General features: G+C 70.6%; 26 protein-coding genes, 1 tRNA gene and 1 pseudogene. 14 read left to right on the plus strand and 14 right to left on the minus strand.

Features of this window, described 5'->3' with window-relative positions; genetic code table 11:
- Positions 1-20: 20 nt before the first annotated feature.
- The 6 genes from paaA to KV381_RS17870 all read left to right on the plus strand — a co-directional run bounded on the left by paaA (position 21) and on the right by KV381_RS17870 (position 4,942).
- A complete protein-coding gene (paaA, locus tag KV381_RS17845; protein ID WP_030626659.1) occupies positions 21-1,070 on the plus strand; it encodes a 1,2-phenylacetyl-CoA epoxidase subunit PaaA in 1,050 nt (349 codons plus the stop codon).
- Positions 1,067-1,357: a 1,2-phenylacetyl-CoA epoxidase subunit PaaB gene (gene paaB / locus KV381_RS17850; protein WP_018489793.1), complete on the plus strand. Its 291-nt coding sequence runs from the start codon at positions 1,067-1,069 to the stop codon at positions 1,355-1,357. Before paaA ends, paaB begins: the two co-directional genes overlap by 4 nt.
- Positions 1,354-2,070, plus strand: a complete 717-nt coding sequence (gene paaC / locus KV381_RS17855; RefSeq protein WP_098025339.1) for a 1,2-phenylacetyl-CoA epoxidase subunit PaaC — start codon at positions 1,354-1,356, stop codon at positions 2,068-2,070. The genes paaB and paaC overlap by 4 nt, the downstream gene beginning before the upstream one ends.
- The gene (paaD, locus tag KV381_RS17860; RefSeq protein WP_030077129.1) at positions 2,064-2,561 is read left to right on the plus strand and encodes a 1,2-phenylacetyl-CoA epoxidase subunit PaaD; all 498 of its coding nucleotides are present in this window, start codon (positions 2,064-2,066) and stop codon (positions 2,559-2,561) included. The genes paaC and paaD overlap by 7 nt, the downstream gene beginning before the upstream one ends.
- A complete protein-coding gene (locus KV381_RS17865) occupies positions 2,562-3,620 on the plus strand; it encodes a 2Fe-2S iron-sulfur cluster-binding protein (protein WP_218785655.1) in 1,059 nt (352 codons plus the stop codon).
- Positions 3,621-3,736: 116 nt separating this feature from the next.
- On the plus strand, positions 3,737-4,942 hold the full coding sequence (locus KV381_RS17870; RefSeq protein WP_218787246.1) for an acyl-CoA dehydrogenase family protein: 1,206 nt from the start codon (positions 3,737-3,739) through the stop codon (positions 4,940-4,942).
- A 53-nt stretch (positions 4,943-4,995) separates the two neighbouring features.
- Here KV381_RS17870 and KV381_RS17875 read toward each other — a convergent pair whose 3' ends face one another.
- The 4 genes from KV381_RS17875 to KV381_RS17890 all read right to left on the minus strand — a co-directional run bounded on the left by KV381_RS17875 (position 4,996) and on the right by KV381_RS17890 (position 8,453).
- The gene (locus tag KV381_RS17875; RefSeq protein WP_030077135.1) at positions 4,996-5,340 is read right to left on the minus strand and encodes a rhodanese-like domain-containing protein; all 345 of its coding nucleotides are present in this window, start codon (positions 5,338-5,340) and stop codon (positions 4,996-4,998) included.
- Positions 5,341-5,483: 143 nt separating this feature from the next.
- Positions 5,484-6,449 carry a J domain-containing protein gene (locus KV381_RS17880; RefSeq protein ID WP_218785657.1) on the minus strand — a complete coding sequence of 322 codons (966 nt, stop codon included), beginning with the start codon at positions 6,447-6,449 and terminating at the stop codon, positions 5,484-5,486.
- Positions 6,450-6,530: 81 nt separating this feature from the next.
- A complete protein-coding gene (locus tag KV381_RS17885; protein ID WP_373461049.1) occupies positions 6,531-7,943 on the minus strand; it encodes a DUF2252 domain-containing protein in 1,413 nt (470 codons plus the stop codon).
- Positions 7,944-8,102: 159 nt separating this feature from the next.
- On the minus strand, positions 8,103-8,453 hold the full coding sequence (locus tag KV381_RS17890) for a helix-turn-helix domain-containing protein (RefSeq protein WP_030077141.1): 351 nt from the start codon (positions 8,451-8,453) through the stop codon (positions 8,103-8,105).
- Positions 8,454-8,600: 147 nt separating this feature from the next.
- Here KV381_RS17890 and KV381_RS17895 point away from each other — a divergent pair, with 147 nt between their 5' ends.
- Positions 8,601-9,212 carry an FMN-dependent NADH-azoreductase gene (locus KV381_RS17895; protein ID WP_030077143.1) on the plus strand — a complete coding sequence of 204 codons (612 nt, stop codon included), beginning with the start codon at positions 8,601-8,603 and terminating at the stop codon, positions 9,210-9,212.
- A gap of 222 nt (positions 9,213-9,434) precedes the next feature.
- Here the strand turns inward: KV381_RS17895 and KV381_RS17900 are convergent, their stop codons facing one another.
- Together KV381_RS17900 and KV381_RS17905 are read right to left on the minus strand one after the other, a co-directional pair.
- Entirely contained in the window at positions 9,435-10,244 is an 810-nt protein-coding gene (locus KV381_RS17900) for a ScbR family autoregulator-binding transcription factor (RefSeq protein ID WP_030626670.1), read from the minus strand.
- Between the two features lie 314 nt (positions 10,245-10,558).
- A tRNA-Leu gene (locus KV381_RS17905) sits at positions 10,559-10,641 on the minus strand.
- A 309-nt stretch (positions 10,642-10,950) separates the two neighbouring features.
- On the opposite strand from KV381_RS17905, the gene KV381_RS17910 reads away from it, so the two are divergent.
- The 6 genes from KV381_RS17910 to pknB all read left to right on the plus strand — a co-directional run bounded on the left by KV381_RS17910 (position 10,951) and on the right by pknB (position 18,991).
- Positions 10,951-11,805, plus strand: a complete 855-nt coding sequence (locus tag KV381_RS17910; RefSeq protein ID WP_030077147.1) for a DUF3662 and FHA domain-containing protein — start codon at positions 10,951-10,953, stop codon at positions 11,803-11,805.
- A 10-nt stretch (positions 11,806-11,815) separates the two neighbouring features.
- Complete coding sequence (locus KV381_RS17915; RefSeq protein ID WP_030077149.1) at positions 11,816-12,331, plus strand: FHA domain-containing protein; 516 nt, start codon at positions 11,816-11,818, stop codon at positions 12,329-12,331.
- Between the two features lie 135 nt (positions 12,332-12,466).
- The gene (locus KV381_RS17920; RefSeq protein ID WP_030077151.1) at positions 12,467-13,966 is read left to right on the plus strand and encodes a PP2C family serine/threonine-protein phosphatase; all 1,500 of its coding nucleotides are present in this window, start codon (positions 12,467-12,469) and stop codon (positions 13,964-13,966) included.
- Between the two features lie 22 nt (positions 13,967-13,988).
- Positions 13,989-15,389: an FtsW/RodA/SpoVE family cell cycle protein gene (locus KV381_RS17925; protein WP_030077152.1), complete on the plus strand. Its 1,401-nt coding sequence runs from the start codon at positions 13,989-13,991 to the stop codon at positions 15,387-15,389.
- A complete protein-coding gene (locus tag KV381_RS17930; protein WP_030077154.1) occupies positions 15,386-16,843 on the plus strand; it encodes a penicillin-binding protein 2 in 1,458 nt (485 codons plus the stop codon). Before KV381_RS17925 ends, KV381_RS17930 begins: the two co-directional genes overlap by 4 nt.
- Positions 16,844-17,014: 171 nt before the next feature.
- Positions 17,015-18,991: a Stk1 family PASTA domain-containing Ser/Thr kinase gene (gene pknB, locus KV381_RS17935; protein WP_030077156.1), complete on the plus strand. Its 1,977-nt coding sequence runs from the start codon at positions 17,015-17,017 to the stop codon at positions 18,989-18,991.
- A gap of 163 nt (positions 18,992-19,154) precedes the next feature.
- Here the strand turns inward: pknB and KV381_RS17940 are convergent, their stop codons facing one another.
- The 6 genes and pseudogenes from KV381_RS17940 to KV381_RS17965 form a co-directional block, all read right to left on the minus strand.
- Positions 19,155-19,889, minus strand: coding sequence for a class E sortase (locus tag KV381_RS17940; protein ID WP_086777766.1), 735 nt, complete (start codon positions 19,887-19,889; stop codon positions 19,155-19,157).
- A gap of 25 nt (positions 19,890-19,914) precedes the next feature.
- Positions 19,915-21,330 (minus strand): class E sortase, encoded by a 1,416-nt coding sequence (locus tag KV381_RS17945; RefSeq protein ID WP_218785659.1) that lies wholly within the window; start codon positions 21,328-21,330, stop codon positions 19,915-19,917.
- Positions 21,327-21,965 carry an aminodeoxychorismate/anthranilate synthase component II gene (locus KV381_RS17950; protein WP_030077162.1) on the minus strand — a complete coding sequence of 213 codons (639 nt, stop codon included), beginning with the start codon at positions 21,963-21,965 and terminating at the stop codon, positions 21,327-21,329. The genes KV381_RS17945 and KV381_RS17950 overlap by 4 nt, the downstream gene beginning before the upstream one ends.
- Positions 21,962-22,150, minus strand: a complete 189-nt coding sequence (locus KV381_RS17955; RefSeq protein WP_030077164.1) for a hypothetical protein — start codon at positions 22,148-22,150, stop codon at positions 21,962-21,964. The genes KV381_RS17950 and KV381_RS17955 overlap by 4 nt, the downstream gene beginning before the upstream one ends.
- A gap of 89 nt (positions 22,151-22,239) precedes the next feature.
- A pseudogene (locus KV381_RS17960) lies at positions 22,240-22,901 on the minus strand (sortase domain-bontaining protein).
- A 30-nt stretch (positions 22,902-22,931) separates the two neighbouring features.
- Positions 22,932-23,699 carry a DUF881 domain-containing protein gene (locus KV381_RS17965; RefSeq protein WP_179889339.1) on the minus strand — a complete coding sequence of 256 codons (768 nt, stop codon included), beginning with the start codon at positions 23,697-23,699 and terminating at the stop codon, positions 22,932-22,934.
- A 143-nt stretch (positions 23,700-23,842) separates the two neighbouring features.
- Here KV381_RS17965 and crgA point away from each other — a divergent pair, with 143 nt between their 5' ends.
- Positions 23,843-24,097: a cell division protein CrgA gene (crgA, locus tag KV381_RS17970; RefSeq protein WP_003967902.1), complete on the plus strand. Its 255-nt coding sequence runs from the start codon at positions 23,843-23,845 to the stop codon at positions 24,095-24,097.
- Between the two features lie 335 nt (positions 24,098-24,432).
- Here the strand turns inward: crgA and KV381_RS17975 are convergent, their stop codons facing one another.
- Both KV381_RS17975 and KV381_RS17980 read right to left on the minus strand, forming a co-directional pair.
- Complete coding sequence (locus KV381_RS17975) at positions 24,433-25,335, minus strand: rhomboid family intramembrane serine protease (protein WP_030077172.1); 903 nt, start codon at positions 25,333-25,335, stop codon at positions 24,433-24,435.
- A 142-nt stretch (positions 25,336-25,477) separates the two neighbouring features.
- Positions 25,478-26,005: a peptidylprolyl isomerase gene (locus KV381_RS17980; protein WP_030626686.1), complete on the minus strand. Its 528-nt coding sequence runs from the start codon at positions 26,003-26,005 to the stop codon at positions 25,478-25,480.
- Positions 26,006-26,203 lie beyond the last annotated feature (198 nt).

The raw sequence follows: 26,203 nt of genomic DNA on the forward strand, positions 1-26,203 counted from the left end.
CGGTCGGTAGGGAGCCCGGGATGGCGGCAGTGACTGCGGACCAGACGACGCAGAAGACGCTCGGCACGGCGGATGCGGTGGACGGGGCGGGCGCGGACCTTCTCGCGGCCTTCGACGCGACGGTCGCGGCGGACGAGCGGATCGAGCCGCGCGACTGGATGCCCGACGCCTACCGCGCGACGCTGGTCCGCCAGATGGCCCAGCACGCCCACTCCGAGATCATCGGCATGCAGCCCGAGGCCAACTGGATCACCCGGGCGCCCTCGCTGCGCCGCAAGGCGATCCTCATGGCCAAGGTGCAGGACGAGGCGGGCCACGGCCTGTATCTCTACAGCGCCGCCGAGACCCTGGGCACCAGCCGCGAGGAGCTGCTCGACAAGCTGCACGCGGGCCGCCAGCGCTATTCGTCGATCTTCAACTACCCCACGCTGACCTGGGCCGACGTCGGTGCGATCGGCTGGCTGGTGGACGGGGCGGCGATCACCAACCAGGTGCCGCTCTGCCGCTGCTCCTACGGCCCGTACGCCCGCGCGATGGTCCGCATCTGCAAGGAGGAGTCCTTCCACCAGCGCCAGGGGTACGAGCTGCTGCTCGCCCTCAGCCGTGGCACCGAGGCCCAGCACGCCATGGCCCAGGACGCGGTGAACCGCTGGTGGTGGCCCTCCCTGATGATGTTCGGCCCGCCCGACGACGCCTCCTCGCACTCCGAGCAGTCCATGGCCTGGAAGATCAAGCGGCACTCCAACGACGAGCTGCGCCGGCGCTTCGTGGACATCTGCGTGCCCCAGGCCGAGGCGCTGGGCCTGGAGCTTCCGGACCCCGACATCCGGTGGAACGAGGAGCTGGGCCGGCACGATTTCGGCGCGATCGACTGGGCCGAGTTCCAGGCGGTCCTCAAGGGCAACGGCCCCTGCAACGAACAGCGCATCACCCAGCGGCGCACGGCCCATGAGGAAGGCGCCTGGGTCCGGGACGCGGCAGCCGCGTACGCCGCCAAGCACGCCCCGGCGGCAGCCCGGGCATCGGCACAGAACAGCGCGTCCGCGCAGCATGTGGAGGAGACGGCATGAGCAGCTCGACCGACTGGCCCCTGTGGGAGGTGTTCGTGCGTTCGCGGCGCGGACTGTCCCACACCCATGCGGGCAGCCTGCACGCGCCGGACGCCGAGATGGCCCTGCGCAACGCCCGTGACCTCTACACCCGCCGCTCGGAGGGCGTCTCGATCTGGGTGGTCCCGTCCACCGAGATCACCGCCTCCTCCCCCGACGAGAAGGACTCCTTCTTCGAGCCGGCCGCCGACAAGCCCTACCGCCACCCGACGTTCTACGAGATCCCGGACGGGGTGAAGCACCTGTGAGCGCCGCACTCGCCCTCGGCGACGACGCGCTGGTGCTCTCGCACCGGCTGGGGGAGTGGGCCGGTCACGCCCCCGTCCTGGAGGAGGAGGTGGCGCTCGCCAACATCGCCCTGGACCTGCTCGGACAGGCCCGGGTGCTGCTCTCGCTCGTCGGCGACGAGGACGAGCTCGCCTACCTCCGCGAGGAGCGTGCCTTCCGCAACCTCCAGCTGGTCGAACAGCCGAACGGGGACTTCGCCCACACCATCGCCCGGCAGCTCTACTTCTCGGTGTACCAGCACCTGCTGTACGAGCGTCTCGCGGCCGGGGACGGCGAGTTCAGCGGCCTGGCGGCCAAGGCCGTCAAGGAAGTGGCCTACCACCGCGACCACGCCGAACAGTGGGTCCTCAGGCTCGGCGACGGCACCGAGGAGAGCCACCGCCGGATGCAGAGTGGCCTGGACGCGCTGTGGCGGTTCACCGGCGAGATGTTCCAGCCGGTCGAAGGGCTCGACGCCCCGGAATCCGGTGTCGACCGGCAGGCGCTGGAGAGCAGGTGGCTCGCCGCCGTCACCGAGGTCGTCGAGCGCGCCACTCTGACCCTCCCCGCGGGCCCGCGGTCCGGGGGCTGGGCGGCGGGCGCGGGCCGGCAGGGCCTGCACACCGAGTCGTTCGGCCGCATGCTCGCCGAGATGCAGCATCTGCACCGCAGTCATCCGGGGGCGTCATGGTGACCGACACCCTGCTGGAGGCGGAGCTGCGCGGCCTCGCCGGTTCCGTGCCGGACCCCGAGCTGCCGGTGCTGACCCTGGCGGAGCTCGGCGTGCTGCGGGACGTGCGGGTGGACGGCCCCGGCCGGGTGACCGTGCATCTCACCCCGACCTACACCGGCTGCCCGGCGATCGAGGCGATGTCCGCCGACATCGAGCGGGTGCTGCACGACCACGGCGTGCCGGAGGTCTCCGTGGTCACGGTCCTGGCGCCGGCCTGGTCGACGGACGACATCAGCGCCGAAGGCCGCCGCAAGCTCGCCGAGTTCGGCATAGCCCCGCCGCGCGCCCACAGCGCGGACGGCGGCCCCGTGCCGCTGACGCTCTCGGTGCGCTGCCCGCACTGCGGCTCCACGGACACGGAGCTGCTCAGCCGGTTCTCCTCCACGGCGTGCAAGGCCCTGCGCCGCTGCGTCGCCTGCCGCGAACCGTTCGACCACTTCAAGGAGTTGTAGATGTTCCATCCGCTCCGGGTCAGCGCGATCGAACGGATCACGGACGACGCGGTGGCCGTCACCTTCGCCGTGCCCGCCGAGCTGCGCGAGACCTTCCGCCACACCCCCGGCCAGCATCTGAACGTGCGCTTCACCGTGGACGGCCAGGAGGTCCGCCGCTCCTACTCGATCTGCGCACCGGCCGCCGAGCAGCCCGGCGAACCGGTGCTGCGCGTGGGCATCCGCAGGGTCGAGGGCGGGGCGTTCTCCACGTACGCCCTGAAGGAACTGGCTGTCGGGGACCAGGTGGAGGCCATGCCTCCGATGGGCCGCTTCGTCCTGAAGCCGCGCCCGGGCCTGTTCGCCGCGGTGGTCGGCGGCAGCGGCATCACCCCGGTGCTGTCGATGGCGGCCACCCTGCTCGACCGTGAGCCGGCGGCCCGGTTCTGCCTGATCCGCAGCGACCGCACGGCGGCCTCGACGATGTTCCTCGACGAGGTGGCCGACCTCAAGGACCGCTGTCCGGACCGCTTCCAGCTGGTCACCGCGCTCTCCCGGGAGGAGCAGTCGGCCGGGCTCCCCTCCGGGCGGCTCGACGCCGAACGGCTCACCGGTCTGCTGCCCGCCGTGCTCCCGGTGCCGGAGGTGGACGGCTGGTTCCTGTGCGGACCGCTCGGCCTCGTACGGGGCACGGAGAAGGCCCTGAAAGCGCTCGGCGTCGACCGTTCCCGGGTCCACCAGGAGATCTTCCACGTCGACGAGGGCCCCACCGATGTGACGGGGGTCAAGGTCGCCGCCCCGGCCGACGCCATGCTGACGGCCACCCTCCACGGCCGTTCGGGCAGCTGGCCGGTACAGGACTCCGAATCCCTGCTGGAGACGGTGCTGCGCAGCCGTGCGGACGCTCCGTACGCCTGCAAGGGAGGGGTGTGCGGGACCTGCCGGGCCTTCCTCGTATCGGGCGAGGTCCGGATGGACCGCAACTTCGCGCTGGAGCCGGAGGAGACCGGGGCGGGCTTCGTGCTGGCCTGCCAGTCGCATCCGCTCACCCCGGAGGTGGAGCTCGACTTCGACCGCTGAGGCAGCCGAGTCGGCTGACGTGGCCCCCGGGCCGCCGCGCACTGTTCCCTTCCCATAGAACCTGTTCTATCTTGACGGCCCGTCAGGTCGTCGATGGTCAACGGGAGGCCGGGACAGTGGACTTCACCTTCACCGAGGAACAGCAGGCGGCCGTCGAAGCGGCCCGGGCCGTCTTCTCGGACGTCGCACCCGACCGCGCGCCCAGCCCCGCCCTGACCCCGGGGGCCGTGGCGGAGGACATCGACCGCCGGCTCTGGCACGAGCTGGGGCGCACGGACCTGCTCGGGCTCACGCTGTCGCCGGACCACGGGGGCGCGGGCCTGGACCCGATCGCGCTCTGCCTGGTCCTGCGGGAGTCGGCCAAGGTGCTGGCGCGGGTCCCGTTGCTGGAGAGCTGTGCGGTGGCGATGGCCATCGAGCGGTTCGGCGACCGCACCCTCGCGGCGGAGCTGCTGCCCCGGGCCGGGCGGGGCGAACTGATCCTGACCGTCGGCGCCAACGGACGCAGCGGCCACGATCCGGCCGAACTCGCCGTCTTCGCACGGCCGTACGGGGTGCGGGACGGCGAGGAGGACGGACAGACCGGCAGCGAGGGCGGCGGGAAGACCGGCGGCCCGGCCGGAGGCTCCGGCTGGGTGCTCGACGGGGTGCAGTCCGCGGTTCCCTGGGCTCAGGTGGCCGACCGGATCGCCGTGCCCGCGCACACCGCCGGGGGCCGGCCGGTCCTGGCCCTCGTGCCCCGTACCCGCGAGGGCGTCACCCTGGCGGACCAGGTCTCCACCAGCGGTGAACGCCTGGCCGAGGTCCGGCTCGACGGCGTACGCGTGACGGCCCGCGAGCTGATCGACGCGCCGGGCTGCTGGGAGTGGCTGCGGTCCCTGCTCACCACGGGAACCTGCGCGCTCGCGCTCGGGCTGGGCGAGCGGGTGCTCGCGATGACCGCCGAATACACCGGCAGGCGCGAGCAGTTCGGGTTCCCGGTCGCCACGTTCCAGGCGGTGGCGGTCCAGGCCGCCGACCGGTACATCGATCTGCGGGCTATGGAGGCGACGCTCTGGCAGGCCGCCTGGCGGATCTCCACCGACGCCGGGGGCCCGCTGCCCGCCGCGGGCGATGTCGCCGTGGCGAAGATCTGGGCCTCCGACGGCGTCCGCCGTGTCGTGCAGACCGCCCAGCATCTGCACGGCGGCTTCGGCGCGGACACCGACTACCCGCTGCACCGCTTCCACGCCTGGGCGAAGCAGATCGAGCTCTCCCTCGGGCCGGCCGCGGCCCATGAGGAGGCGCTGGGCGACCTGCTGGCCGCCCATCCGCTCGGCTGAAGCCGCAGAGCGGGGCCGCGCCGGCCTCGTAAGGCGTCAGAGGACGTCAGGAGTCAGAGGACGAAGGCGGGCGTCCCGTTGTCCGTGACCATCGGGCGCCCGGCGCCGTCCCAGGCCTGCATGCCGCCGTCGATGTTCACGGCGTCGACGCCCTGCTGGACCAGGTACTGGGTGACCTGGGCCGACCGGCCGCCGACCCGGCACATCACATGCACGCGCCGGCCGTCCTCGGCGGCCTCGGTCAGCTCGCCGAACCGGCCCACGAAGTCGCTCATCGGGATGTGCAGCGCACCCTCGACGTGACCGGCCGCCCACTCGTCGTTCTCACGGACGTCCAGGACAAAGCCGTCCGACGGCACCGCCGCGGCGTCCACCGAGGGCAGCGGGGCGAAATTCATGGGTCATGCCTTCTCTCGTGCGATCGTGAAGTTGCCGTCCCGGGGTCGCGGCCCCGGGCGCCGTACCGGACCTCGGTACGCGGGCCGCGTACACGGACCTCGTACGGAGGTCTCGTGCCTGCGCGGCGGAGTCACCCGGAACGCTACTGCACCAGCTCCGCGAGCTCGGCCTCGCGCCGGGACACCTCGCCGAGCAGCTGCTCCGCGATGTCCTCCAGCAGCTGGTCCGGGTCGTCCGGCGCCATCCGCAGCATCGAGCCGATCGCGCCCTCCTCCAGCTCCTTGGCGAGCACCGTCAGCAGCTCCTTGCGCCGGCTGAGCCACTCCAGCCGGGCGTAGAGCTCCTCGCTCTCGCTCAGCGGCGTCGGGGGCTGCGCCGGGCCGGCCTCCCACTCCGCCACGAGCTCCTTGAGCAGCTCGATGTCACCCCGCCCGTAGGCGGCGTTCACCCGGGCGATGAACTCGTCGCGGCGCTGCCGCTCCGGCTCGTCCTGGGCGAGGTCCGGGTGCGCCTTGCGGGCCAGCTCCCGGTAGAGCCTGCGGGCCTCCTCGCTCGGCCGGACCCGCTTCGGCGGCCGGACCGGCTGTTCGGTGAGCATGGCCGCGGCCTCGGGGGACAGCCCGTCGGTGTCCATCCAGTCGTGGAACAGCTCGTCGACCCCGGGCATCGGCATGACGACGGCCCGCGCCTCGCGCGCCTTGCGCTCGTCCTCCGGGTCACCGGTCCTGGCCGCCCGCGCCTCGGCGATCAGCGCGTCCAGCTCGTCGAGACGGGTGTACATCGGGCCGAGCTTCTGGTGGTGCAGCCGGGAGAAGTTCTCGACCTCCACCCGGAAGGTCTCCACCGCGATCTCGAACTCGATCAACGCCTGCTCGGCGGCCTGCACCGCCCTGGCCAGCCGCGCCTCGGGCCGCGGCGCGGCGTCCTCGGCGCCGACCGGCTCCCCGGCAGCGGCGTCCGCGGCCCCGGAGTCACCCGGCGCGCCCGGGGCGTCCTGCGCCTCCGGGGCGGGCCCGGGCGCGTCCGTCCGGCCGCTGTCCTGCCGGTCGTTGTCCTGCCGGTCTTCATCGTTCCGGGTGGTCGGCACCCCGGCGGCTTCGTCGCTCACCCGTCCAGCGTATGGCCACGGCCGGGCGGCCCGGCACACACGGTGGGCCCCGGCGCCGGGGCCCACCGCCTCACGGTCCGGTCACACACCGAACTCGGCGGCCAGCCTGCCCGCGTTGATCGCCCGCACCAGTTCGGCGTGATCCGCCTCCGTACGGTCGGCGTACGTCACCGCGAACGCGGCCACCGCCTCGTCGAGTTCGTCGTTCTTGCCGCAGTAGCCCGCCAGCAGCCGGGGATCGGCGCTGTGCGCGTGCGCCCGGGCGAGCAGCGCACCGGTCATCCGCCCGTAGTCGTCCACCTGGTCGGCGGCGAGCGCGGCGGGGTCCACGCTGCCCTTGCGGTTACGGAACTGCCGGACCTGGAACTGCCTGCCGTCGACGTCCGCCCAGCCGAGCAGGATGTCGCTGACGACCTGCATCCGCTTCTGTCCGAGCACCACCCGGCGGCCCTCGTGCGCCACCTCCGGCACGTCGAAACCGACCGCGGGCAGATAGGGCGCGAGCACCGAGGGGCGCGCTTCCTTCACCTGGAGGACCAGTGGCTCGCCCCGGTGGTCGAGCAGCAGCACCACATACGACCGGGTGCCCACGCTGCCGGTGCCGACCACCCGGAACGCCACGTCGTGGATCGCGTACCGGGCCAGCAGCGGCACCCGGTCCTCGGAGACGGTGGAGAGGTATCCGGCGAGCCCGGCGGCCACCGCCGCGGCCTCGGCGTCCGGCACCCGGCGCAGCACGGGCCGGGCGTCGACGAAGCGCCGGCCGCCGTCCGGGCACTCCTCGGTGGAGCGGGCGGCGAAGCGGGCGCTGGTGTTGTTGCGGGCCTTCTCCGAGACCCGTTCCAGGGTGCCCACCAGGTCACGCGCGTCCGTGTGCGAGACGAGTTCCTCGTCCGCGATGGCGTTCCAGGCGTCCAGGGCGGGCAGCCGGGACAGCAGCCGCATCGTGCGCCGGTAGGCGCCGACGGCGTCGTACGCGCCCCGGCGGCAGGTGTCCTCGTCGGCGCCGGCGGCCCGGCCGGCCAGCACCAGGGAGGTGGCGAGCCGCTTGAGGTCCCATTCCCAGGGCCCGAAGACGGTCTCGTCGAAGTCGTTGAGATCGATGACCAGGCTGCCCCGGGCATCGCCGTAGAGGCCGAAGTTGGCCGCGTGCGCGTCGCCGCAGAGCTGGGCGCCGACACCGGTGACCGGGCTGCCCATCAGGTCGTGGGCCATCAGTCCGGCCGCGCCCCGCAGGAAGGCGAACGGGGTCGCCGCCATCCGGCCCACCCGTATCGGCGTCAGTCCGGGCACCCGGCCCCGGTTCGACTCCTCGACCGCCCGCACCGCGTCCGGCCGGCCCTGCGGCAGGACCAGCGAGGCGTGCGAGGACCTCGGCACGCGGTCGCGGAGCGCCTTGCCCGCCGCCTTCGGTGAACTCGTGGCCCCGCGCCGGGCGAACCCGGGCACGACCGGAATACGCGGACCCGGCCCCTCGGCACGCTGTTCAGGCATCGTCGTCCCGGTTACGCCCATGGAGCGTCGCCTCCCCCACCCTCGTACACGCTCGTCGGCTGCCCGGCTCTCCGCACGGCCAGCGGCCCTGCCCAGCAGCGGCCGGGCACGACGGTACCGCCGATTCGGCTGCCGGCACCCCGGTACCGGCAGCCGGTGTCAGCAGCCGGTACCGGGGTCCGGCGCCAGGTAGGTGTCCGCCCACTGCCCGAGCTCCTTGAGCGCGGGCTCCATCGCGGCGCCGGCCTCGGTGAGCCGGTACGCGACGCGCAGCGGCGGCCCCTCGTCGACCTCACGGATCACCAGCCCGGCCGCGCCGAGTTCGGTCAGCCGGTCCGAGAGCATGCGCTCGCTGATTCCGGGAATGGCCCGGCGCAACTCGGCGAAGTGCACCGGTCGCTGCAACAGCACCGAGACGATCGGGCCGGTCCAGCGCTTGCCGAACAGCTCGAAGACGCGACTGATCCCCACATCGACCCGCTGACAGGCCTGTTCGTTGTGATCCGCCATACCCCCAGAGTACTGCGCCGCCGTAGGTGGCTTACTAAAAATAAGTAGCTATGCTATTAGTAGTTACGTACGGAATGGTTCCGCTCGGACGCCCGCGAGGTCCCGTCGACCCGCCCGCGCCCCCTTCCCCTCTCTGTGGAGATCACCATGGCCACGCTTCTGCACCTCGACTCCGCCGTCTTCCCCCAGGGCTCCGCCTCCCGCGACGTCACCGCGGCGTTCGTCGAGGCCTGGCGCGAGCAGCACCCGGACGGCACCGTCGTCCATCGCGACCTCGCCGCCGATCCGCTGCCCCACCTGGACGCCGGCGCCACGGCCGCGGGCGCCGACGACCCGCTGCGCCGGGAGCTCGCCGACGAGCTGGCGGCGGCGGACGCCGTCCTGATCGGGGCCCCGATGTACAACTTCACGATCCCGTCCACGCTCAAGGCCTGGCTCGACCAGGTGATCATCGTCGGGCACAACGCGGGACCGGACTCCCCCGTCGCCGGGACCCCGGTGACCGTCGTCGCCAGCCGGGGCGGTTCGTATGCTCCGGGCACCCCGCGCGAGAGCTTTGAATTTGTCCAGAATTACCTGGAGAAGGTGTTCGCGGGCATGTTCTCCATCGAGGTGGACTTCATCGTTCCGGAGCTGACCCTCGCCCCCTCGCAGCCGTCGATGGCCGAACTGATCCCGCTCGCCGAGGCCTCCCGCGCCAAGGCACTCGACGACGCCCGGGAGAAGGCGAAGGCCCTCGCCACCCGCCTCGCCGCCTGAGCGGAACGGCAGAACGGCGGAACGGCAGAACACAGACCACGAAAACGCAGACAGGGCCGCGGAGCTTCTACGAGCTCCGCGGCCCTGCCGCATGATGAATCGGGCGTTTCACGTGAAACATCGCACCCCCGAGCCCGATCCAGGCTCTCCCGAGCACGATTCAAGCCTTCCCGAGCCTGGTTCGGGCTTCCCCGAGCGCGATGCGGACGTCCTCGGTGCGGTTCAGACGGCCCCTCCGGCCGCCACCCCCGCGCCCGCGCCCGCCGGCTCCTCGTCGGCCTCGTCGGCCCCCTGCCCGGCCCTCGTACCGCGACCGGCCCCACCGCCCCGCGGACCGGCCTCGCCCGGCAGGGAGCCCGCGTCCTTGGCCTCCGCGGCGATCCTGGCCTCCTGCTCCTCGCGCTCGGCCTTCTCGCGCGCCTGGGCCGCCAGATCCACCCGGCCCTCCGGCTTGATGTGGGCGATGACACCGGGGTGCGCGATCGACGGCAGGATGTGACGCCACATCTCCGCCACCTGCTCGCGCAGATCGGCGCGACCGGTGTCGGCCTCCGAGACCAGCTGAATACCGGTGAACGAGGCGACGATGATTTTGGCCGACACCATCGGGTCGATCTGCGGGAACACCTCGCCGCGTTCCTGGCCCAGCTCCAGCATCCGGGCCGTCGCGTCGATCCAGTCGCCCCACGGATGCGGTCCGCCGAGGAAGACGCCCTCGATGGAGAGCCTCGTACCGGCCCGGGCCATCGCGTTGTGGCGCAGGGCGAAGGCGAACTGCTGGCCGCCGTCCACCAGGGACTGGAGCGGCGATCCCTCCTGCTCGAACTCGACGGTGGAGGTCTGCTCGTCCATGATCGCCTGGGCGATGGCCTCCTTGGAGGCGAAGTGGAAGTACAAGGCCCCCTTGGTGACCTTGGCGCGGCGGAGAATCTCCGAGATGGCGGCACGCTCGTAGCCGTAGTCGTCGAAGACACTCGCCGCGGCGTCCACGATCGACCGCCACGTCTGGACCGCGCGAGCCTGCTTCGCCATTTCCTGCCTCCGGGACGTTCTGTGCGCTCAGCCCTTCACCGCCGAGCCGCCGTCGATCCAACCTCTGCGGCCAGCGTAAGCACGTGCGCCGTCGCACCGGCCATCGGTCTGTCCGGAAACCGCGCCCGCACCCCGGTGGATCACCGCCTGCGGACGACCGCCGCCGCCACTTCCCCACCGCCTGTTTCTTACCCGCTTGTCCGTACCCCGGCCGTCCGGCGAAAACACGGAACAACGAAGAACCCCCGCTCCGGATCTCTCCGGAGCGGGGGTTCTCTCGAATCAACTTCAGCAGCTGCGGGCAACTGCCGTTGTGCGCGAGGGGGGATTTGAACCCCCACGTCCCTAAGGACACTGGCACCTGAAGCCAGCGCGTCTGCCGTTCCGCCACTCGCGCAAGTGGTGTTTCAGACCCTCACCTTGTGGGGTGAGCGCCTGGCGACAAACGAAGATTAGCACGCTGGACAGGGCGGATTCACATCCGTTGTTTCGCCGGCTCGGGGAAGGGAAGCGGGAACCCCGAACCATCGCCCCCACTCCTCCAGAGTGCGTCCCGGGTGCGGGACACTGTGAGGAGGCCACCTCTACGATCCGTGTGAGGGGTGACACTCATCCACAGGCCAGACAAGGGGAACCAGCCGATTTCCCGACGCGTGGATACGATCAGTAAGCAGTACAGGGTCGATGACAACGGAGGAGGTGCCCCATGGGGGTCATGAAGCGTTTCGAGCAGCGCCTCGAGGGGCTGGTCAACGGCACCTTCGCCAAGGTCTTCAAGTCCGAGGTGCAGCCCGTCGAGATCGCCGGCGCCCTCCAGCGCGAGTGCGACAACAACGCGACGATCTGGAACCGCGAGCGGACCGTCGTCCCCAACGACTTCATCGTCGAGCTCTCCACACCCGACTACGAGCGGCTCAGCCCGTACTCCGGTCAGCTGGGCGACGAGCTCTCCGGCCTGGTGCGCGACTACGCCAAGCAGCAGCGCTACACCTTCATGGGACCGATCAAGGTCCACCTGGAGAAGGCCGACGACCTCGACACCGGGCTCTACCGGGTCCGCAGCCGCACCCTGGCGTCGAGTTCGTCACAGCACGACCCGTCGGGGCCGCCGCAGCCCGCGCCCGGACGGCCCGCCGCCCCGCAGGCTCCCGGCGGCTACGGCTACCCCCCGAGCGCCGCCCCGCCGATGCCCGCGGCCCCGCCGCCCGGCGCCGGACGGCCCTCGGCCCCCACGAACGACCGGCGCCCGCCGGCCGCGTCCGGCCCTCTGCCGGACGCCCGGACGCGACGCTGGATCGAGATCAACGGCACCCGCCATCAGATTTCCCGCCCGACGTTGGTGATGGGACGATCCACCGACGCCGACGTGCGGATCGACGACCCCGGCGTATCGCGCCGGCACTGTGAGATCCGGACCGGAACGCCCTCGACGATCCAGGATCTCGGGTCCACCAACGGCATCGTGGTGGACGGGCAGCACACCACCCGCGCTACGCTCCGCGACGGCTCGCGGATCGTCGTGGGCAGCACCACCATCGTTTACCGGCAAGCCGAAGGGTGAAGCGGGGGCAATGTCAGAGCTGACCCTGACGGTCATGCGGCTAGGTTTCCTGGCTGTTCTGTGGCTGTTCGTCATCGTGGCCGTACAGGTCATCCGCAGCGACCTGTTCGGAACGCGTGTCACGCAGCGCGGCTCACGCCGCACTGCCACCGACACGCGCCCCCAGCAGGGCCGCCAACAACAAGCGGCGCCGCCCCAGCAGCGCCAGCAGTCCGGCCGGCAGCGCCGCGGGGCGCCCACGAAGCTGGTCGTGTCCGAGGGCACGCTCACGGGCACCACGGTCGCGCTCCAGGGCCAGACCATCACCCTGGGCCGGGCCCACGATTCAACGATCGTGCTGGACGACGACTACGCGTCCAGCAGGCATGCCAGGATCTACCCGGACCGTGACGGCCAGTGGATCGTCGAGGATCTCGGGTCCACCAACGGCACGTATCTGGAACGGACCCGGCTCACCACCCCGACACCAGTTCCGCTGGGCGCGCCGATCCGTATCGGCAAGACCGTCATCGAGCTGCGGAAGTAGTACGACAATGAGCGAGCGGAGCGAGCGAGCCGCGGCGGTCCCGACGGTGGACGCTGCCCGGTTCCCGACCGGAGGGTGGGCAGTGTGGCTCGAGACAGGCTGTACCCCGAGGCGGACTCGACGGGGCAGGTGCGCATGAGTCTGTCGCTGCGCTTCGCCGCCGGGTCGCACAAGGGCATGATCCGGGAGGGCAACGAGGACTCCGGCTATGCCGGTCCCCGGCTGCTCGCCATCGCCGACGGCATGGGCGGTCAGGCGGCCGGTGAGGTCGCCAGCTCCGAGGTGATCTCCACGCTCGTCCCGCTCGACGACGACGTACCGGGATCCGATCTCCTGACCTCGCTCGGCACCGCCGTGCAGCAGGCGAACGACCAGCTGCGCGTCATGGTCGAGGAGGACCCCCAGCTGGAGGGCATGGGCACCACGCTCACCGCCCTGCTCTGGACCGGTCAGCGCCTCGGCCTGGTGCACGTCGGCGACTCCCGCGCGTATCTGCTGCGCGACGGCGTCCTGACGCAGATCACCCAGGACCACACCTGGGTGCAGCGCCTCGTCGACGAGGGCCGGATCACCGAGGAAGAGGCCACCACCCACCCGCAGCGCTCCCTGCTGATGCGCGCGCTGGGCAGCGGCGACCATGTCGAGCCGGACCTCTCCATCCGCGAGGTCCGCGCCGGCGACCGCTATCTGATCTGCTCCGACGGCCTCTCCGGCGTGGTCTCGCACCAGACGATGGAGGAGACCCTCGCCAGCTACCAGGGCCCGCAGGAGACCATCCAGGAGCTGATCCAGCTCGCTCTGCGCGGCGGCGGCCCCGACAACATCACCTGCATCGTGGCCGACGTCCTGGACGTCGACAGCAACGACACCCTGGCCGGCCAGCTCAACGACACCCCGGTCGTCGTCGGCGCGGTCGCGGAGAACCAGGCCCAGCTGGGCGACGGCGGGGCCATGCAGACGCCCGCCGGCCGCGCGGCCGGTCTCGGCCGCCCCGTGCCCCCGCCCGCCGGCGGCTTCGGCCCGCCCGGCAGCGGCGACGTCGGCTACGGCGGCATGCCGGACGGCTCCTACGACTCCTATACGGACGACGACTTCGTCAAACCGCGCGGCGGTCGTAAATGGCTGAAGCGTTCCGTCTACATCGTGCTGGCGCTGGCCGTGATCGGCGGCGGTCTGTACGGCGGCTACCGCTGGACGCAGACGCAGTATTACGTCGGCACGAAGGACGAGAACGTCGCGCTGTTCCAGGGCATCAGCCAGGACCTCGCCTGGGTCTCGCTCTCGAAGGTCGAGAAGAACCACCCCGAGATCGAGCTCAAGTACCTGCCGCCGTACCAGCGCAAGCAGGTCGAGTCGACGATCGCCGAGGGCAACATCACCGACGCCCGCAAGAAGATCGACGAGCTCGCCGCCCAGGCCTCCGCCTGCAAGAAGGACGCGCAGCGCCGCGCGGCCGACGCCGAGAACCGGGCCCGTACGGGCGAGGGCGAGGCCGGCGGCACCGCCGGAGCCCCCGCCACCAGGACTTCCGCCACGTCCTCCGCCAAGGGGACCAAGTCGACCACCGCTCCCACTCCCGGCCCCAGCCTCTCGGAGGAAGAGAAGAAGCTGGTCCCGCAGTGCGGTAAGCAGTAAGCCGTAGGGGGCCTTCAGCACCATGAGCGTTGTCACCAACACGACCACCATCGGCGCGATCGACGCACCGAGCCGCCGCAACACCGAGCTGGCGCTCGTCGTCTTCGCCGTCGCCATCTCGGTGTTCGCCTACGCCAACGTGGGCCTCGCGCTCAACGGCGAGCTGCCCGCGGGCATGCTCGGCTACGGGGCGGGGCTCGCGCTGCTCGGCGGGGTCGCCCACCTTGTGGTGCGCAGGTTCGCCAAGTACGCCGATCCGCTGCTCCTGCCCCTGGCCACCCTGCTCAATGGTCTCGGCCTGGCGCTGATCTGGCGTCTGGACCAGTCGGAACGACTGGCGCGGCTCCCCAGTTTCGCGCCCGCCGCCTCGAAGCAGCTGATCTTCTCGGCGATGGGCGTCGCCCTGTTCATCGGGGTGCTGCTCCTGCTCAAGGACCACCGCATCCTCCAGCGCTACACCTACATCTCCATGGTGGTGGCGCTCATTCTGCTGATCCTGCCGATGTTCTTCCCCGCACAGTTCGGCGCGAAGATCTGGATCACCATCCCCGGTATCGGCTCGATCCAGCCCGGTGAGTTCGCGAAGATCGTCATCGCGGTCTTCTTCTCCGGCTACCTGATGGTGAAGCGCGACGCCCTCGCCCTGGCCAGCCGACGCTTCATGGGCATGTACCTGCCCCGCGGCCGCGACCTCGGCCCGATCCTGGCCATCTGGGCGATGTCGATCCTGATCCTCGTCTTCGAGACCGACCTCGGCACCTCGCTCCTCTTCTTCGGCATGTTCGTCGTCATGCTCTACGTGGCGACCGAGCGCACCAGTTGGATCGTCTTCGGCCTGGCCATGTCGGCAGTGGGCGCGGTCGGCGTGGCCTCGTTCGAGCCGCATGTGCAGGACCGTGTGACCGCCTGGCTCGATCCCTTCGCGGGCTGGGGCACTCACGCCGCAAGTGAGCAGATGGCTCAGGTACTGATGTCCTTCGGCTCCGGCGGCACGCTCGGGACCGGCCTCGGCCAGGGCAACTCCGACCTCATCCTCTTCGCGGCCAACACCGACTTCATCCTCGCCACCGTCGGCGAGGAACTCGGGCTGGCCGGAGTGATGGCGTTCCTCCTGCTGTACGGGCTGATCGTCGAGCGTGGCGTTCGCACCGCCCTGGCCGCCCGCGACCCGTTCGGCAAGCTGCTGGCCATCGGGCTCTCCGGCGCCTTCGCCATCCAGGTGTTCGTCGTCGCCGGCGGCGTCATGGGTCTCATCCCGCTCACCGGTATGACGATGCCGTTCCTCGCTGCCGGTGGTTCGTCCGTCATCGCCAACTGGGCACTGATCGGCATCCTGATCCGCATCAGCGACACCGCACGCCGTCCCGCCCCGGCGCCCGCCCCGTCGACCGACGCCGAGATGACGCAGGTGGTCCGCCCGTGAACAAGCCCCTGCGCCGCGTCGCGATCTTCTGCGGCATTCTCATGCTCGCCCTGCTGGTCCGGGACAACTGGATCCAGTACGTCCGCGCCGACGAGCTGACCAACCGCGACGAGAACCGCCGTATCCGCATCGAGCGGTACGCCCACGAGCGCGGCGACATCATCGTGGACGGCAAGGCGGTCACCGGGTCTGTCGAGACCGACGGCAGCGACTTCAAGTACAAGCGCGTCTGGAAGGACGGGCCCCTCTGGGCCCCCGTGACCGGCTACTCCTCGCAGGCCTTCGACTCCTCGCAGCTGGAGAACCTCGAGGACGGCATCCTCACCGGCAACGACGACCAGCTGTTCTTCAACCGCACGCTCTCCATGTTCACCGGGGACAAGAAGCAGGGTGGCAACGTCGTCACCACCCTGAGCAGCGACGCCCAGAAAGCCGCCTTCAAGGGGCTCGGCGACAAGAAGGGCGCGGTCGTCGCCCTCGACCCGAAGACCGGCGCCATCCTGGCGCTGGCGAGCACCCCCTCGTACGATCCCTCCGTCTTCGCGGGCAACTCCGACAAGGACTCCAAGGCGCGGCAGAAGCTCCTGAAGGACAAGGACAAGCCGATGCTCAACCGGGCATTGCGCGAGACCTACCCGCCGGGCTCCACGTTCAAGGTCGTCACCGCCGCCGCCGCCCTGGAGAACGGGCTCTACGACGACATCGACGCCAAGACCGAGTCCCCGCTGCCCTGGACGCTGCCGCAGACGCAGGTCCCGCTTCAGAACGAGGGCAACATCCCCTGCGAGGACGCCTCGCTGCGAGAGGCGCTGCGCTGGTCGTGCAACACCGTCTTCGGCAAGATGAGCGACGACCTCGGCAACAAGAAGATGATCGAGCAGACGGACAAGTTCGGCTTCAACAAGGAAGTCTTCACGCCCGTCCGCGCCGACGCGAGCATCTACCCCGAGGACAACAGGCCGCAGAACGCGATGGCCGGCATCGGTCAGGCGTCCAACCGGACCACCCCGCTCCAGATGGCCATGGTGGCCTCCGCGATCGCCAACGACGGCAAGCTGATGGAGCCCTACATGGTCGCCCAGCGCCAGGCTCCCGACCTCGACCCCGTCTACACGCACGAGCCCAAGGAGCTCAGCCGCGCGCTGTCCGGCGAGAACGCCCAGAAGGTCCAGCAGATGATGGAGACCGTCGTCAAGGACGGTACGGGAACCAACGCGCAGATCCCCGGCGTCACAGTGGGCGGCAAGACCGGTACCGCACAGCACGGTCTGAACAACAGCGAGAAGCCGTACGCCTGGTTCATCTCGTACGCGAAGACCGACAACGGCTCACCGGTCGCCGTCGCCGTCGTGGTCGAGGACGGCAACGCCAACCGGGACGACATCTCCGGTGGCGGGCTGGCCGCCCCCATCGCGCGCGACGTGATGAAGGCAGTCATCGACGCCAAGAAGTGAGACCTGTCACGGCGGTCGCCCGTCATACCGGACATCGGATACCGGTCGGATATCGGCTGACGGGTGCGGGCTGATCACGTCACCCGTGCCCGGTAGCGTATGCGCGAACAGCGCACCGCCGCGGACCACACACGGGTGCGGTCGGGACTGACGGAGAGGGCTGGAACAGTTATGGAAGAGCCGCGTCGCCTCGGCGGCCGGTACGAGCTGGGCTCGGTGCTCGGCCGTGGTGGCATGGCCGAGGTATACCTCGCGCACGACACCCGGCTCGGCCGCACCGTAGCTGTGAAGACGCTTCGGGCCGATCTGGCCCGTGACCCGTCGTTCCAGGCCCGGTTCCGCCGTGAGGCCCAGTCGGCCGCCTCGCTCAACCACCCCGCGATCGTCGCCGTGTACGACACCGGCGAGGACTACGTGGACGGGGTCTCCATCCCGTACATCGTGATGGAGTACGTCGACGGGTCGACGCTGCGGGAACTGCTGCACTCCGGTCGCAGACTGCTCCCCGAGCGCACGCTGGAGATGACGGTCGGCATCCTCCAGGCCCTGGAGTACTCGCACCGCGCCCAGATCGTCCACCGCGACATCAAGCCGGCGAACGTCATGCTGACGCGCACCGGCCAGGTCAAGGTCATGGACTTCGGCATCGCCCGCGCCATGGGCGACTCCGGGATGACGATGACGCAGACCGCCGCGGTCATCGGCACCGCCCAGTACCTCTCCCCGGAGCAGGCCAAGGGCGAGCAGGTCGACGCGCGCTCCGACCTGTACTCCACCGGCTGCCTGCTGTACGAGCTGCTCGCCGTGCGGCCCCCGTTCGTCGGGGACTCGCCCGTCGCGGTGGCGTACCAGCACGTCCGGGAGGAGCCGCAGCCGCCGAGCAACTTCGACCCCGAGATCACGCCCGAGATGGACGCGATCGTGCTGAAGGCGCTCACCAAGGACCCGGACTACCGCTACCAGTCCGCCGACGAGATGCGGGCCGACATCGAGGCCTGCCTCGACGGCCAGCCGGTCGCGGCCACGGCGGCGATGGGCGCCGCGGGGTACGGGGGCTACGACGGCTACAACGCCGACCAGCCCACCGCCGCCCTGCGCCCGACCGACCCGAACAACGCCCAGACCTCGATGCTGCCCCCGGTCAACCCGGACGACGGCGGCTACGGCTACGACGACCGCCAGGGCCGCCGGCGCCAGCAGAAGAAGAGCAACACCTCAACGATCCTGCTGGTCGTCGCGGGCATCCTGGTGCTCATCGGCGCGATCCTGATCGGCCGGGTGATCTTCACCCCGAGCGGTGACGACGGCAAGATCAAGGCACCGAACCTGGTGGGCTCCACGCTCGATAAGGCGCAGGGTCTGGCGTCCAACGCCGGTGTCACCGTGAAGGTCGGCGCCGAGGAACCGTGCGAGGCCCAGGAGAAGGGCGAGATCTGCTCGCAGGACCCGACGGCCGACGCGATGATGGACAAGGACGGCACCGTCACGGTCGTCGTCTCCACCGGAGCGCCGAAGACCGAGGTTCCCAACGTCCTGGAGAAGTCCGAGGACGGCGCCCGCCAGGTCCTGGAGGACAAGGGCTTCACGGTCAACGTCACCACGGAGGAGTCCGAGGCGACCGAGGGCACCGTGATCAAGCAGGACCCCAAGGGCGGCGCGAAGGCCGAGGAGGGGGCCGAGATCACCATCACCGTGGCCGCACAGGCGACGCTCGACCTGCCGGACATGCGGACCCGTACGTACGAGGCGGCGGAACAGCAGCTCCGGGGCATCGGTTTCACCAACGTCTCGCGGACCGACGTGGACTCGGACAAGCCGGCCGGAGAGGTGGTCGAGCAGACCCCCACGGGCCCGAGCAAGCAGGCCAAGGACACCCAGATCGTCCTGAAGGTCTCCAAGGGCCCGGCCCAGCCGGAGCAGGTCCAGATCCCCGGTGACATCGCGGGCAAGTCGTACCAGGACGCGAAGGGCCAGCTCGAAGGGCTCGGCTTCGTGGTGCAGCTCGCCCCGGGCTCGGTCGACAAGCCGAACGCCAAGGTGATCACCAGCAACCCGGGGCCGAACACCCAGGCGGACAAGGGCAGCACCGTCATGCTCGTGACCATCGAGAACGGCGGGGGCGGCCTCTTCGGAGGCCCGGGCGGCTGAGCGCCCGCGCACCTCGCGGCACACGACGAAGGGCCCCGGTCACCACGATGGCGACCGGGGCCCTTCCCGTGTGCCCGAGGGTCCGCGGGCGGCCGGCTGCGCAAGCGGCTTCTCAGCGTCCTCGGGCGTTCAGCGTCCGCGGGTGCTCAACGCCCGCGGGTGCTCAGCGCAGTTCGACCGGCTGGGTGCGGTCCTTGTCGACCTTCTCCGTACGCTCCAGCTCGCCCCACACGATGTACCGGTACTTCGAGGTGTAGACCGGGGTGCAGGTCGTCAGCGTGATGTAGCGGCCGGGTTTCTTGACGCCCGACTCCTCCGGGACCGGCTGGATCACGTCGACGTTGAACTTCGAGGTCTCCGGGAGCGTCTTGTAGACCTTGTAGACGTACCAGGTGTCCTTGGTCTCGAAGACGACCGGATCGCCGTTCTTCAGCTTGTGGATGTTGTGGAACTTCGCGCCGTGGCCGTCGCGGTGCGCGGCCAGCGTGAAGTTGCCCTCGTCGTCCCAGGGGAGGCCCGACTCGACGGGGTCGGTGTAGTAGCCCGCGATGCCGTTGTTGAGGGTCTTGGGGTCGGTGCCCTTCTTGACCAGCACCTCGCCGTTCTTCATGGCGGGTACGTGCAGGAAGCCGATGCCGTCCTTGGTGTCCAGGTCGCCCGGACCGTCCGCCCACTTGCTGCGGACCGTGTCGCCCTGCTTGTCGGCCTCGCGGTCGGCGAGCACGTTGGTCCACCACAGGGAGTAGGCGACGAACAGCGCGAGCACCAGGCCCGCGGTGATCAGCAGTTCGCCGAAGACGCTGACGGCCGTCGCGACCGGGTGACGGCCGCGCCGTCGTGCCGTCGGCGGGGCCGCGGACGGGTCGGTCCGCTCGTCGTGCTCGGTCCTCGCTGTCACCGCACCGTCCCTGTCGTGAGGATGTTCAGCCGAGGAGCGCGTCGGGCTTCCCCTCGCTGCGCGGCCGTTCGTCGACCATCTTGCCCCAGACGATCAGCCGGTAGGTACTCGTGAATTCCGGGGTGCAGGTGGTCAGCGTGAGGTATTTGCCCGGCCCCTCGAACCCCGAACCGACCGGGACCGGCTCGATCACGGAGATGTTGGAGGGCGAGGTCTGCGGAAGGATGCTGGCCATCTCGTACGTGTAGTACGCGTCCCGCGTCTCGACCACGATCGGGTCGCCGGGGGTCAGCTTGTTGATGTAGCGGAACGGCTCGCCGTGCGTGTTGCGGTGACCGGCCACCGCGAAGTTGCCCTGTTCGTCGGAGGGCATCGCCGTCTTGAGCTTGCCCTCGCCGTAGTGGCCGATCATTCCCCGGTCGAGGACCTTCTCCTTGTCGATGCCCTCGGCGATCGGGGCGACGACGTCCAGCTTCGGGATGTGCATGATCGCGAAGCCCTGGCCGGGCGCGAACACCCCGGGCTTCCGGTCGCCGTTGGCCCACTCGTCCTGGATCCGGTCGGTCTCCTTGCCGGCGATCTGTTCGGCCCGGATGTTGGTCCACCAGAGCTGGTAGGTGACGAACAGCAGCATCAGGACGCCCAGCGAGATGAACACCTCGCCGACCACCCGGCTGGCGACGACCGCCGGGCTGTCCTTCGCCGCCTTGGCCGCGCGTCTGGCCTCCATCCGGGACATCGGGGCGGCGGCCGGGGCGGCCCGCTCCACGGCCGGACCCGGGCGTCTGCGTCCGCGCCCCTTGGCCGCCCGCCGCCGCTCGGCCCGCCCACCGGTGGGCGGCGGCACGGCGGCCGGGGCGAGATCCGGGTCCGGGCCCGGGTCTTCCGCGCCGGACTCGCGCTCCCGGGCGGGCTCGTGGCCGACGTCGGGTGCGTACGCCACGTCGGGCTCGAACGGGGCCGCGGGCTCGGCCGGGATGCGGGCGATGACTTCGGTACGCGGTTCGGCGGAGTAGCCCGGGGCCGGGGCCGGGCCCGTGGCCCGTTCCTCGACCGGAGCCGCCGGAGCCACCGGTGCCGCCGCTGCCTCAGCTATTCGCACAGACGGCTCCTGGGAGCCGTACCAGTCGCGTTGGTACCCGGCGGGGTCGTACCACTCGTTCGGCGCTCCCTGGGGCTGCTGAGGCCCTTGGTGGGGTGCGTGGCCGGGGCCGGGGCCCGCGTCCGGGACCAGGGCGGGGCCCGGACCGGCCGGGACCGGTCCGCCCGCCGGGATGTTGTCCGCCCGGAACCACGGCGAGGCGTGCCCGCCGGGCAGCGGGTCGTTGAGCGGATCCGCGAGGCCGTCCACCGCCGCCACGAACGCGCCGTCGGCCCCGTACGCCCCCTGCGGGTGAGGGCCCTCCGGTCCGGCGTCGGGCCCGGGGCGGCCCGCGGTCACGCGGCGGCCTTGCCCACCACCGGCGCGAGCCCCGCCGACCGCGCGACGGCCCCCTGGTCCCCGCACTGCTCCAGCCAGTTGGCGAGCATCAGATGGCCGTACTCGGTGAGCACCGACTCGGGGTGGAACTGCACGCCCTCCACCGCCCGGTCACGGTGGCGCAGACCCATGATGATGCCGTCCGCCGTGCGGGCGGTGACCTCCAGCTCCGGGGGCAGCGCGCCGGGTTCGGCGGCCAGCGAGTGGTAGCGCGTCGCGGTGAAGGGCGACGGCAGTCCGGCGAAGACGCCCTTGCCCTCGTGGGTCACGGGTGAGGTCTTGCCGTGCAGCAGCTCGGGGGCGCGGTCGACGACGCCGCCGTACGCGACCGCCATCGACTGCATGCCCAGGCAGACGCCGAAGACCGGGACCCCGGTGTCCGCGCAGTGGCGCACCATCTCGACGCAGACGCCGGCCTGCTCGGGCGTGCCGGGGCCCGGCGAGAGCAGGACGCCGTCGAAGCCGTCCTGGGCGTGCGCGGTGGTTACCTCGTCGTTGCGCAGCACCTCGCACTCGGCGCCGAGTTGGTAGAGGTACTGGACGAGGTTGAAGACAAAGCTGTCGTAGTTGTCCACGACGAGAATGCGTGCGCTCATCGGTCGGCTCCTGCTCCACCGGCGCTCGCGCCGTCGACGGTCACATCACCGAACGGAAGCAGCGGCTCCGCCCACGGGAACACGTACTGGAACAGCGCGTAGACGACCGCCAGAACCAGCACGAGCGCGATGATGCTCCGCACCCATGCGTTGCCCGGCAGATGCCGCCAGATCCAGCCGTACATGCTGCCCCCTCCATTCGGTACCCGCACCAGACTAGAGGGCCGCGGCCGGGGCGTGGGTCAGCTGGGGAAAAGCTCCGGCCGGGCAGGACTCATCCGGAAAGCTCCGGCGGTGTGCCGTCGCTCACGGGCCGCGTCGCGTCCAGGTGCGCCCAGGCGATCAGGCGGTGGCTGCTGCCCCATTCCGGCTCGCACGTGGTGAGCGTCAGATAGCGCCCGGCACCCTCGAAGCCGGACCCGCGGGGCACCGGGTCGACGACGGCGGTGTCGGTGGGCACGGTCCGGTACGGCTTCTTCGCGATGCGGTACGTGAACCAGGTCGTGCCGTCGTTGACGATCACCGCGTCGGTTCCGGAAGTCCTTGAAGGGTCGCCGTACCGACCGCCCGGTGTCTTCCGCGGTAGTGGCCGAAGGTCGTGGCCTCGGTGTTCTCCAGGACCGGCCACTCCCAGCCGGAGCCGAGGCGGGGGATGTGCAGCGTCGCGAAGGGCTTTCCGTCGCGGTACGGGGCCGGGGCCGCCGGAGCGGATGGCTCGTCGGACGGGTCGGCGGAGGGCTCGGTGGTGGCGGGCGGCGGGGCCGGTGTCACGGGCTGCCGGGCCCACTGGCTGCGGAGCGCGTCGATCTCGCCCTCGGCCGCGTCGGCCGCCTTCACCCCCGTCCACAGCAGGAGGTAGGCGACGAAGAGCACGATCAGGGCGCCCACGGTGACGCAGAGTTCGCTGAAGGTTCTGACGACGAGTCGCACCGACACCGGACGGCCTCCCCGGGGCTCAGCTCGGGCTCACTCCACAGGCTGTGCGTAGTGGAGATCCACTGTGCCCGAGTACCCGGGAAGAGTCACCGCCTCGTTCTCGTCGACTTTCCAGCCCAGCCCGTACGCCTTCACGTACAGCAGGTAGTTCTGGATCGCGGTGGAGTCGTTGAGCGCCCGCTTGAGCTTGCCCGGGTCGCCGACGGCGGTGACCTTGTACGGCGGGGAGTAGACGCGGCCCTGGAGGATCAGGGTGTTGCCCACGCAGCGGACCGCGCTGGTGGAGATCAGCCGCTGGTCCATCACCTGGATCCCGCGGGCCCCGCCCTGCCAGAGCGCGTTCACCACGGCCTGCAGATCCTGCTGGTGGATGACCAGGTCGTTGGGCTGGGGCTCGGGGTAGCCGGGGTTGGCGGTGGCGTCCGGGGGCGCGTCGTTGAGGGTCACGCTGACCGCGTCGCCGCTGATCTTCGTGGTGCCGGCCGCCTTCTCCAGGGCCTTCAGCTTGGCGTCCTCGGCCTCGGTGGAGCCGTCGTCGCGCTGGGCGAGCGCGTCGATGTCCGCGCGCACGGCGGCGGCGGAGTCGTCCAGTTCGCCGTTCTTCTCGCTGCGCTCCCTGATCAGGTCGGAGAGCTTGAGCAGCGAGGAGTCGCTGCGCAGATTGGTGCCCTTGGCGGTGTTGGCGCTGGTGACGAAGATGAGTCCGGCCAGGGCGAAAACCGCAGCGGTGAGCCCCCGGACCGCCCACACGGAGGTGCGCCGGGCCGGGCCTTCCGGGGAGTCGGCAGAATTGCTCAACGTACCCTTATCTCATCAGGCGCCAGGGAAGCACTACGCTAACGGACGCTCGGGGGGAGCAGCATTCCCCCTGACACCCCCGCCCCCGGCGCCCGCCACAGATCCCTGCGCGGTCACGCAGCGCATCGACAGGAGAGTCCCTCGTGCCGAAGTCACGTATCCGCAAGAAGGCCGACTTCACGCCGCCCCCGGCGAAGCAGGCAACGGCTATCAAGCTGACCAACCGCAGTTGGGTCGCTCCGGTGATGCTGGCCCTGTTCCTCATCGGGCTGGCCTGGATCGTGGTGTTCTACGTGACCGAAGGCGATCTGCCGGTCGACGCCCTGGGCAACTGGAACATCGTGGTCGGCTTCGGCTTCATCGCCGGCGGCTTCGCCGTGTCGACGCAGTGGAAGTGACGGACCGCCTCCCCGCCGCTGCGCAAGCCTTGCCCTGAGTTACCCACAGAGTTATCCACAGCCGGGGGAAAAGGTCAGACGATCTGTGGATAACCTCCACTCAAGTTGACGCCGGTGTGACTGCAGCCTCCCTCATCGAGGGGGGCTGCACCCCGTTGTCCGGGCGGAAAGACCCAGCTCAGCGACTACGGGAACGCATGTTCCTCTTGCCATGCACAAGATTCTGCGCACACTGTGGACAACTTCGGTCCGCCTGGGGGTGGAGGGCCCCGTTCCGCACAGGATCCGGCCCTGATCCGGCCCTGGATCCGCCCTGGATCTGCTACGGCTCCGGCTCAGGTGAGCGTCATCGTCCGGGCGACGATCATCCCGACCGTCGCCAGCAGGACGAGCGCGCAGGTGCCCGCCTGCACCGCCGTACGGCGGTCGCGCGGAGCGTGGACCATGCCGACGGCGATGGCGACGCCCGCGATCAGTCCGCCGACGTGCGCCTCCCAGGCGATGCCGCCCCAGGTGAAGGTGAAGACCATGTTGATCGCCAGCAGCACCAGCACCGGACGCATGTCGTAGTTCATCCGGCGCATCAGGACGGCGGTGGCGCCGAAGAGGCCGTAGACCGCGCCGGACGCACCCAGCGAAGGCTGGTTGGGCGCGGCGATCAGATAGGTGAGGGCGCTGCCCGCGAGGCCGGACAGCAGATAGAGGGCGAGATAGCGGGAGCGGCCGAGCGCGGCCTCCAGCTGTCCGCCGAGCCACCACAGCCCCAGCATGTTGAACCCGATGTGCACCACTTCCTGGTGCAGGAACATCGAGGTCACCAGGCGGTACCACTGGCCCTCGGCGACGCCTTCGATCGATCCCGGCGGCGGGCTCGGGTCCCAGGCCCGCCCGAGCAGCGTCAGATCGTTCACCAGCTCGGGGCGGATGCTGACCAGGAGGAAGACCGCGAGATTGATGCCGAGCAGGATCTTGGTGACCAGGCGCGGATCGGCGGCCACCGAGCCGCCCGCCAGCGTGCGCGGCCTGCTGGCGGCCGGGTGGTGTCCGGTGCCCGAACCCTGGCGTACGCAGTCGGGGCACTGGAAGCCGACCGAGGCGCTGACCATGCATTCGGGGCAGATCGGCCGCTCGCAGCGCGTGCAGCTGATGCCGGTCCCGCGGTCGGGATGGCGGTAGCAGGTCGGCGTCGGCACACCGCTTCCCGCGGCGGCCCGGTCCCCCGGCGGCTGCTGCTCCATCGGTCCTGGCCTGCCTCTCGGTCCTCGTCACTCGGGCGGCGCGGACGGAGCCGCCCCGCTGCTCCGCTCGGTAACAAGTACGGACGGGCGGGGCGGTTGGTTCCCGCGCCCGACGACCCGGGGCCCGCCGGGCGCCGGGCGGTCAGCGGGTCTCGACGACCACGGACTCGATCACCACGTCCTGCAGCGGACGGTCGGTGCGCGGATTGGTCGGGGTGGCCGCGATGGCGTCGACGACCTTGCGGCCGGCCTCGCCGGCCACCTCGCCGAAGATGGTGTGCTTGCCGGTCAGCCAGGCGGTGGGGGACACGGTCAGGAAGAACTGCGAGCCGTTCGTCCCCGGGCCCGCGTTGGCCATGGCCAGCAGATACGGCTGGGTGAAGCCCAGCTCCGGGTGGAACTCGTCGGCGAACTTGTAGCCGGGACCGCCGGTGCCGTTGCCCAGCGGATCGCCGCCCTGGATCATGAAACCGCTGATGACGCGGTGGAAGACGGTGCCGTCGTACAGCCGGTCCGTGGTCTTCTCGCCGGTCTCCGGGTTGACCCACTCGCGCTGTCCGGTGGCCAGCTCGACGAAGTTCCTGACCGTCTTGGGGGCGTGGTTCGGCAGGAGCCGGATCTCGATGTCGCCCTGACTGGTCTTCAAGGTGGCGTAAAGCTGCTCGGCCACGATCTGCCTTCCTTCGTCCTTCGCCCGCCGTCGAATCCTTCGCCGGCGTCCGCCGATCCTCCCACGGACCGGGAAATGTACGGCCGGATGCCGGGCGAAACGGCGCGTTCACCACCGAACCGTGGCATTGTCGTCGGCACACTTCGCATGAACCGTTTTGACCGCAAATGACGATCATGACCCGGATGCCCGTCCCGC

The sequence above is a fragment of the Streptomyces sp. WY228 genome (assembly GCF_019287315.1).
GTDB classification, from domain to species: Bacteria; Actinomycetota; Actinomycetes; order Streptomycetales; family Streptomycetaceae; genus Streptomyces; species Streptomyces caviscabies.

Bases quoted from the DNA above. Each gene is read 5' to 3' on its own strand.
- pknB (WP_030077156.1), top strand. From the start codon at position 17,015: ATGGAAGAGCCGCGTCGCCTCGGCGGCCGGTACGAGCTGGGCTCGGTG.
- KV381_RS17915 (WP_030077149.1), top strand. From the start codon at position 11,816: ATGTCAGAGCTGACCCTGACGGTCATGCGGCTAGGTTTCCTGGCTGTT.
- KV381_RS17975 (WP_030077172.1), bottom strand. From the start codon at position 25,335: ATGGAGCAGCAGCCGCCGGGGGACCGGGCCGCCGCGGGAAGCGGTGTG.
- KV381_RS17895 (WP_030077143.1), top strand. From the start codon at position 8,601: ATGGCCACGCTTCTGCACCTCGACTCCGCCGTCTTCCCCCAGGGCTCC.
- KV381_RS17950 (WP_030077162.1), bottom strand. From the start codon at position 21,965: ATGAGCGCACGCATTCTCGTCGTGGACAACTACGACAGCTTTGTCTTC.
- KV381_RS17925 (WP_030077152.1), top strand. From the start codon at position 13,989: ATGAGCGTTGTCACCAACACGACCACCATCGGCGCGATCGACGCACCG.
- paaB (WP_018489793.1), top strand. From the start codon at position 1,067: ATGAGCAGCTCGACCGACTGGCCCCTGTGGGAGGTGTTCGTGCGTTCG.
- KV381_RS17910 (WP_030077147.1), top strand. From the start codon at position 10,951: ATGGGGGTCATGAAGCGTTTCGAGCAGCGCCTCGAGGGGCTGGTCAAC.
- KV381_RS17885 (WP_373461049.1), bottom strand. From the start codon at position 7,943: ATGCCTGAACAGCGTGCCGAGGGGCCGGGTCCGCGTATTCCGGTCGTG.
- KV381_RS17920 (WP_030077151.1), top strand. From the start codon at position 12,467: ATGAGTCTGTCGCTGCGCTTCGCCGCCGGGTCGCACAAGGGCATGATC.
- KV381_RS17890 (WP_030077141.1), bottom strand. From the start codon at position 8,453: ATGGCGGATCACAACGAACAGGCCTGTCAGCGGGTCGATGTGGGGATC.
- KV381_RS17900 (WP_030626670.1), bottom strand. From the start codon at position 10,244: ATGGCGAAGCAGGCTCGCGCGGTCCAGACGTGGCGGTCGATCGTGGAC.
- KV381_RS17875 (WP_030077135.1), bottom strand. From the start codon at position 5,340: ATGAATTTCGCCCCGCTGCCCTCGGTGGACGCCGCGGCGGTGCCGTCG.
- paaD (WP_030077129.1), top strand. From the start codon at position 2,064: ATGGTGACCGACACCCTGCTGGAGGCGGAGCTGCGCGGCCTCGCCGGT.
- paaA (WP_030626659.1), top strand. From the start codon at position 21: ATGGCGGCAGTGACTGCGGACCAGACGACGCAGAAGACGCTCGGCACG.
- KV381_RS17865 (WP_218785655.1), top strand. From the start codon at position 2,562: ATGTTCCATCCGCTCCGGGTCAGCGCGATCGAACGGATCACGGACGAC.
- KV381_RS17955 (WP_030077164.1), bottom strand. From the start codon at position 22,150: ATGTACGGCTGGATCTGGCGGCATCTGCCGGGCAACGCATGGGTGCGG.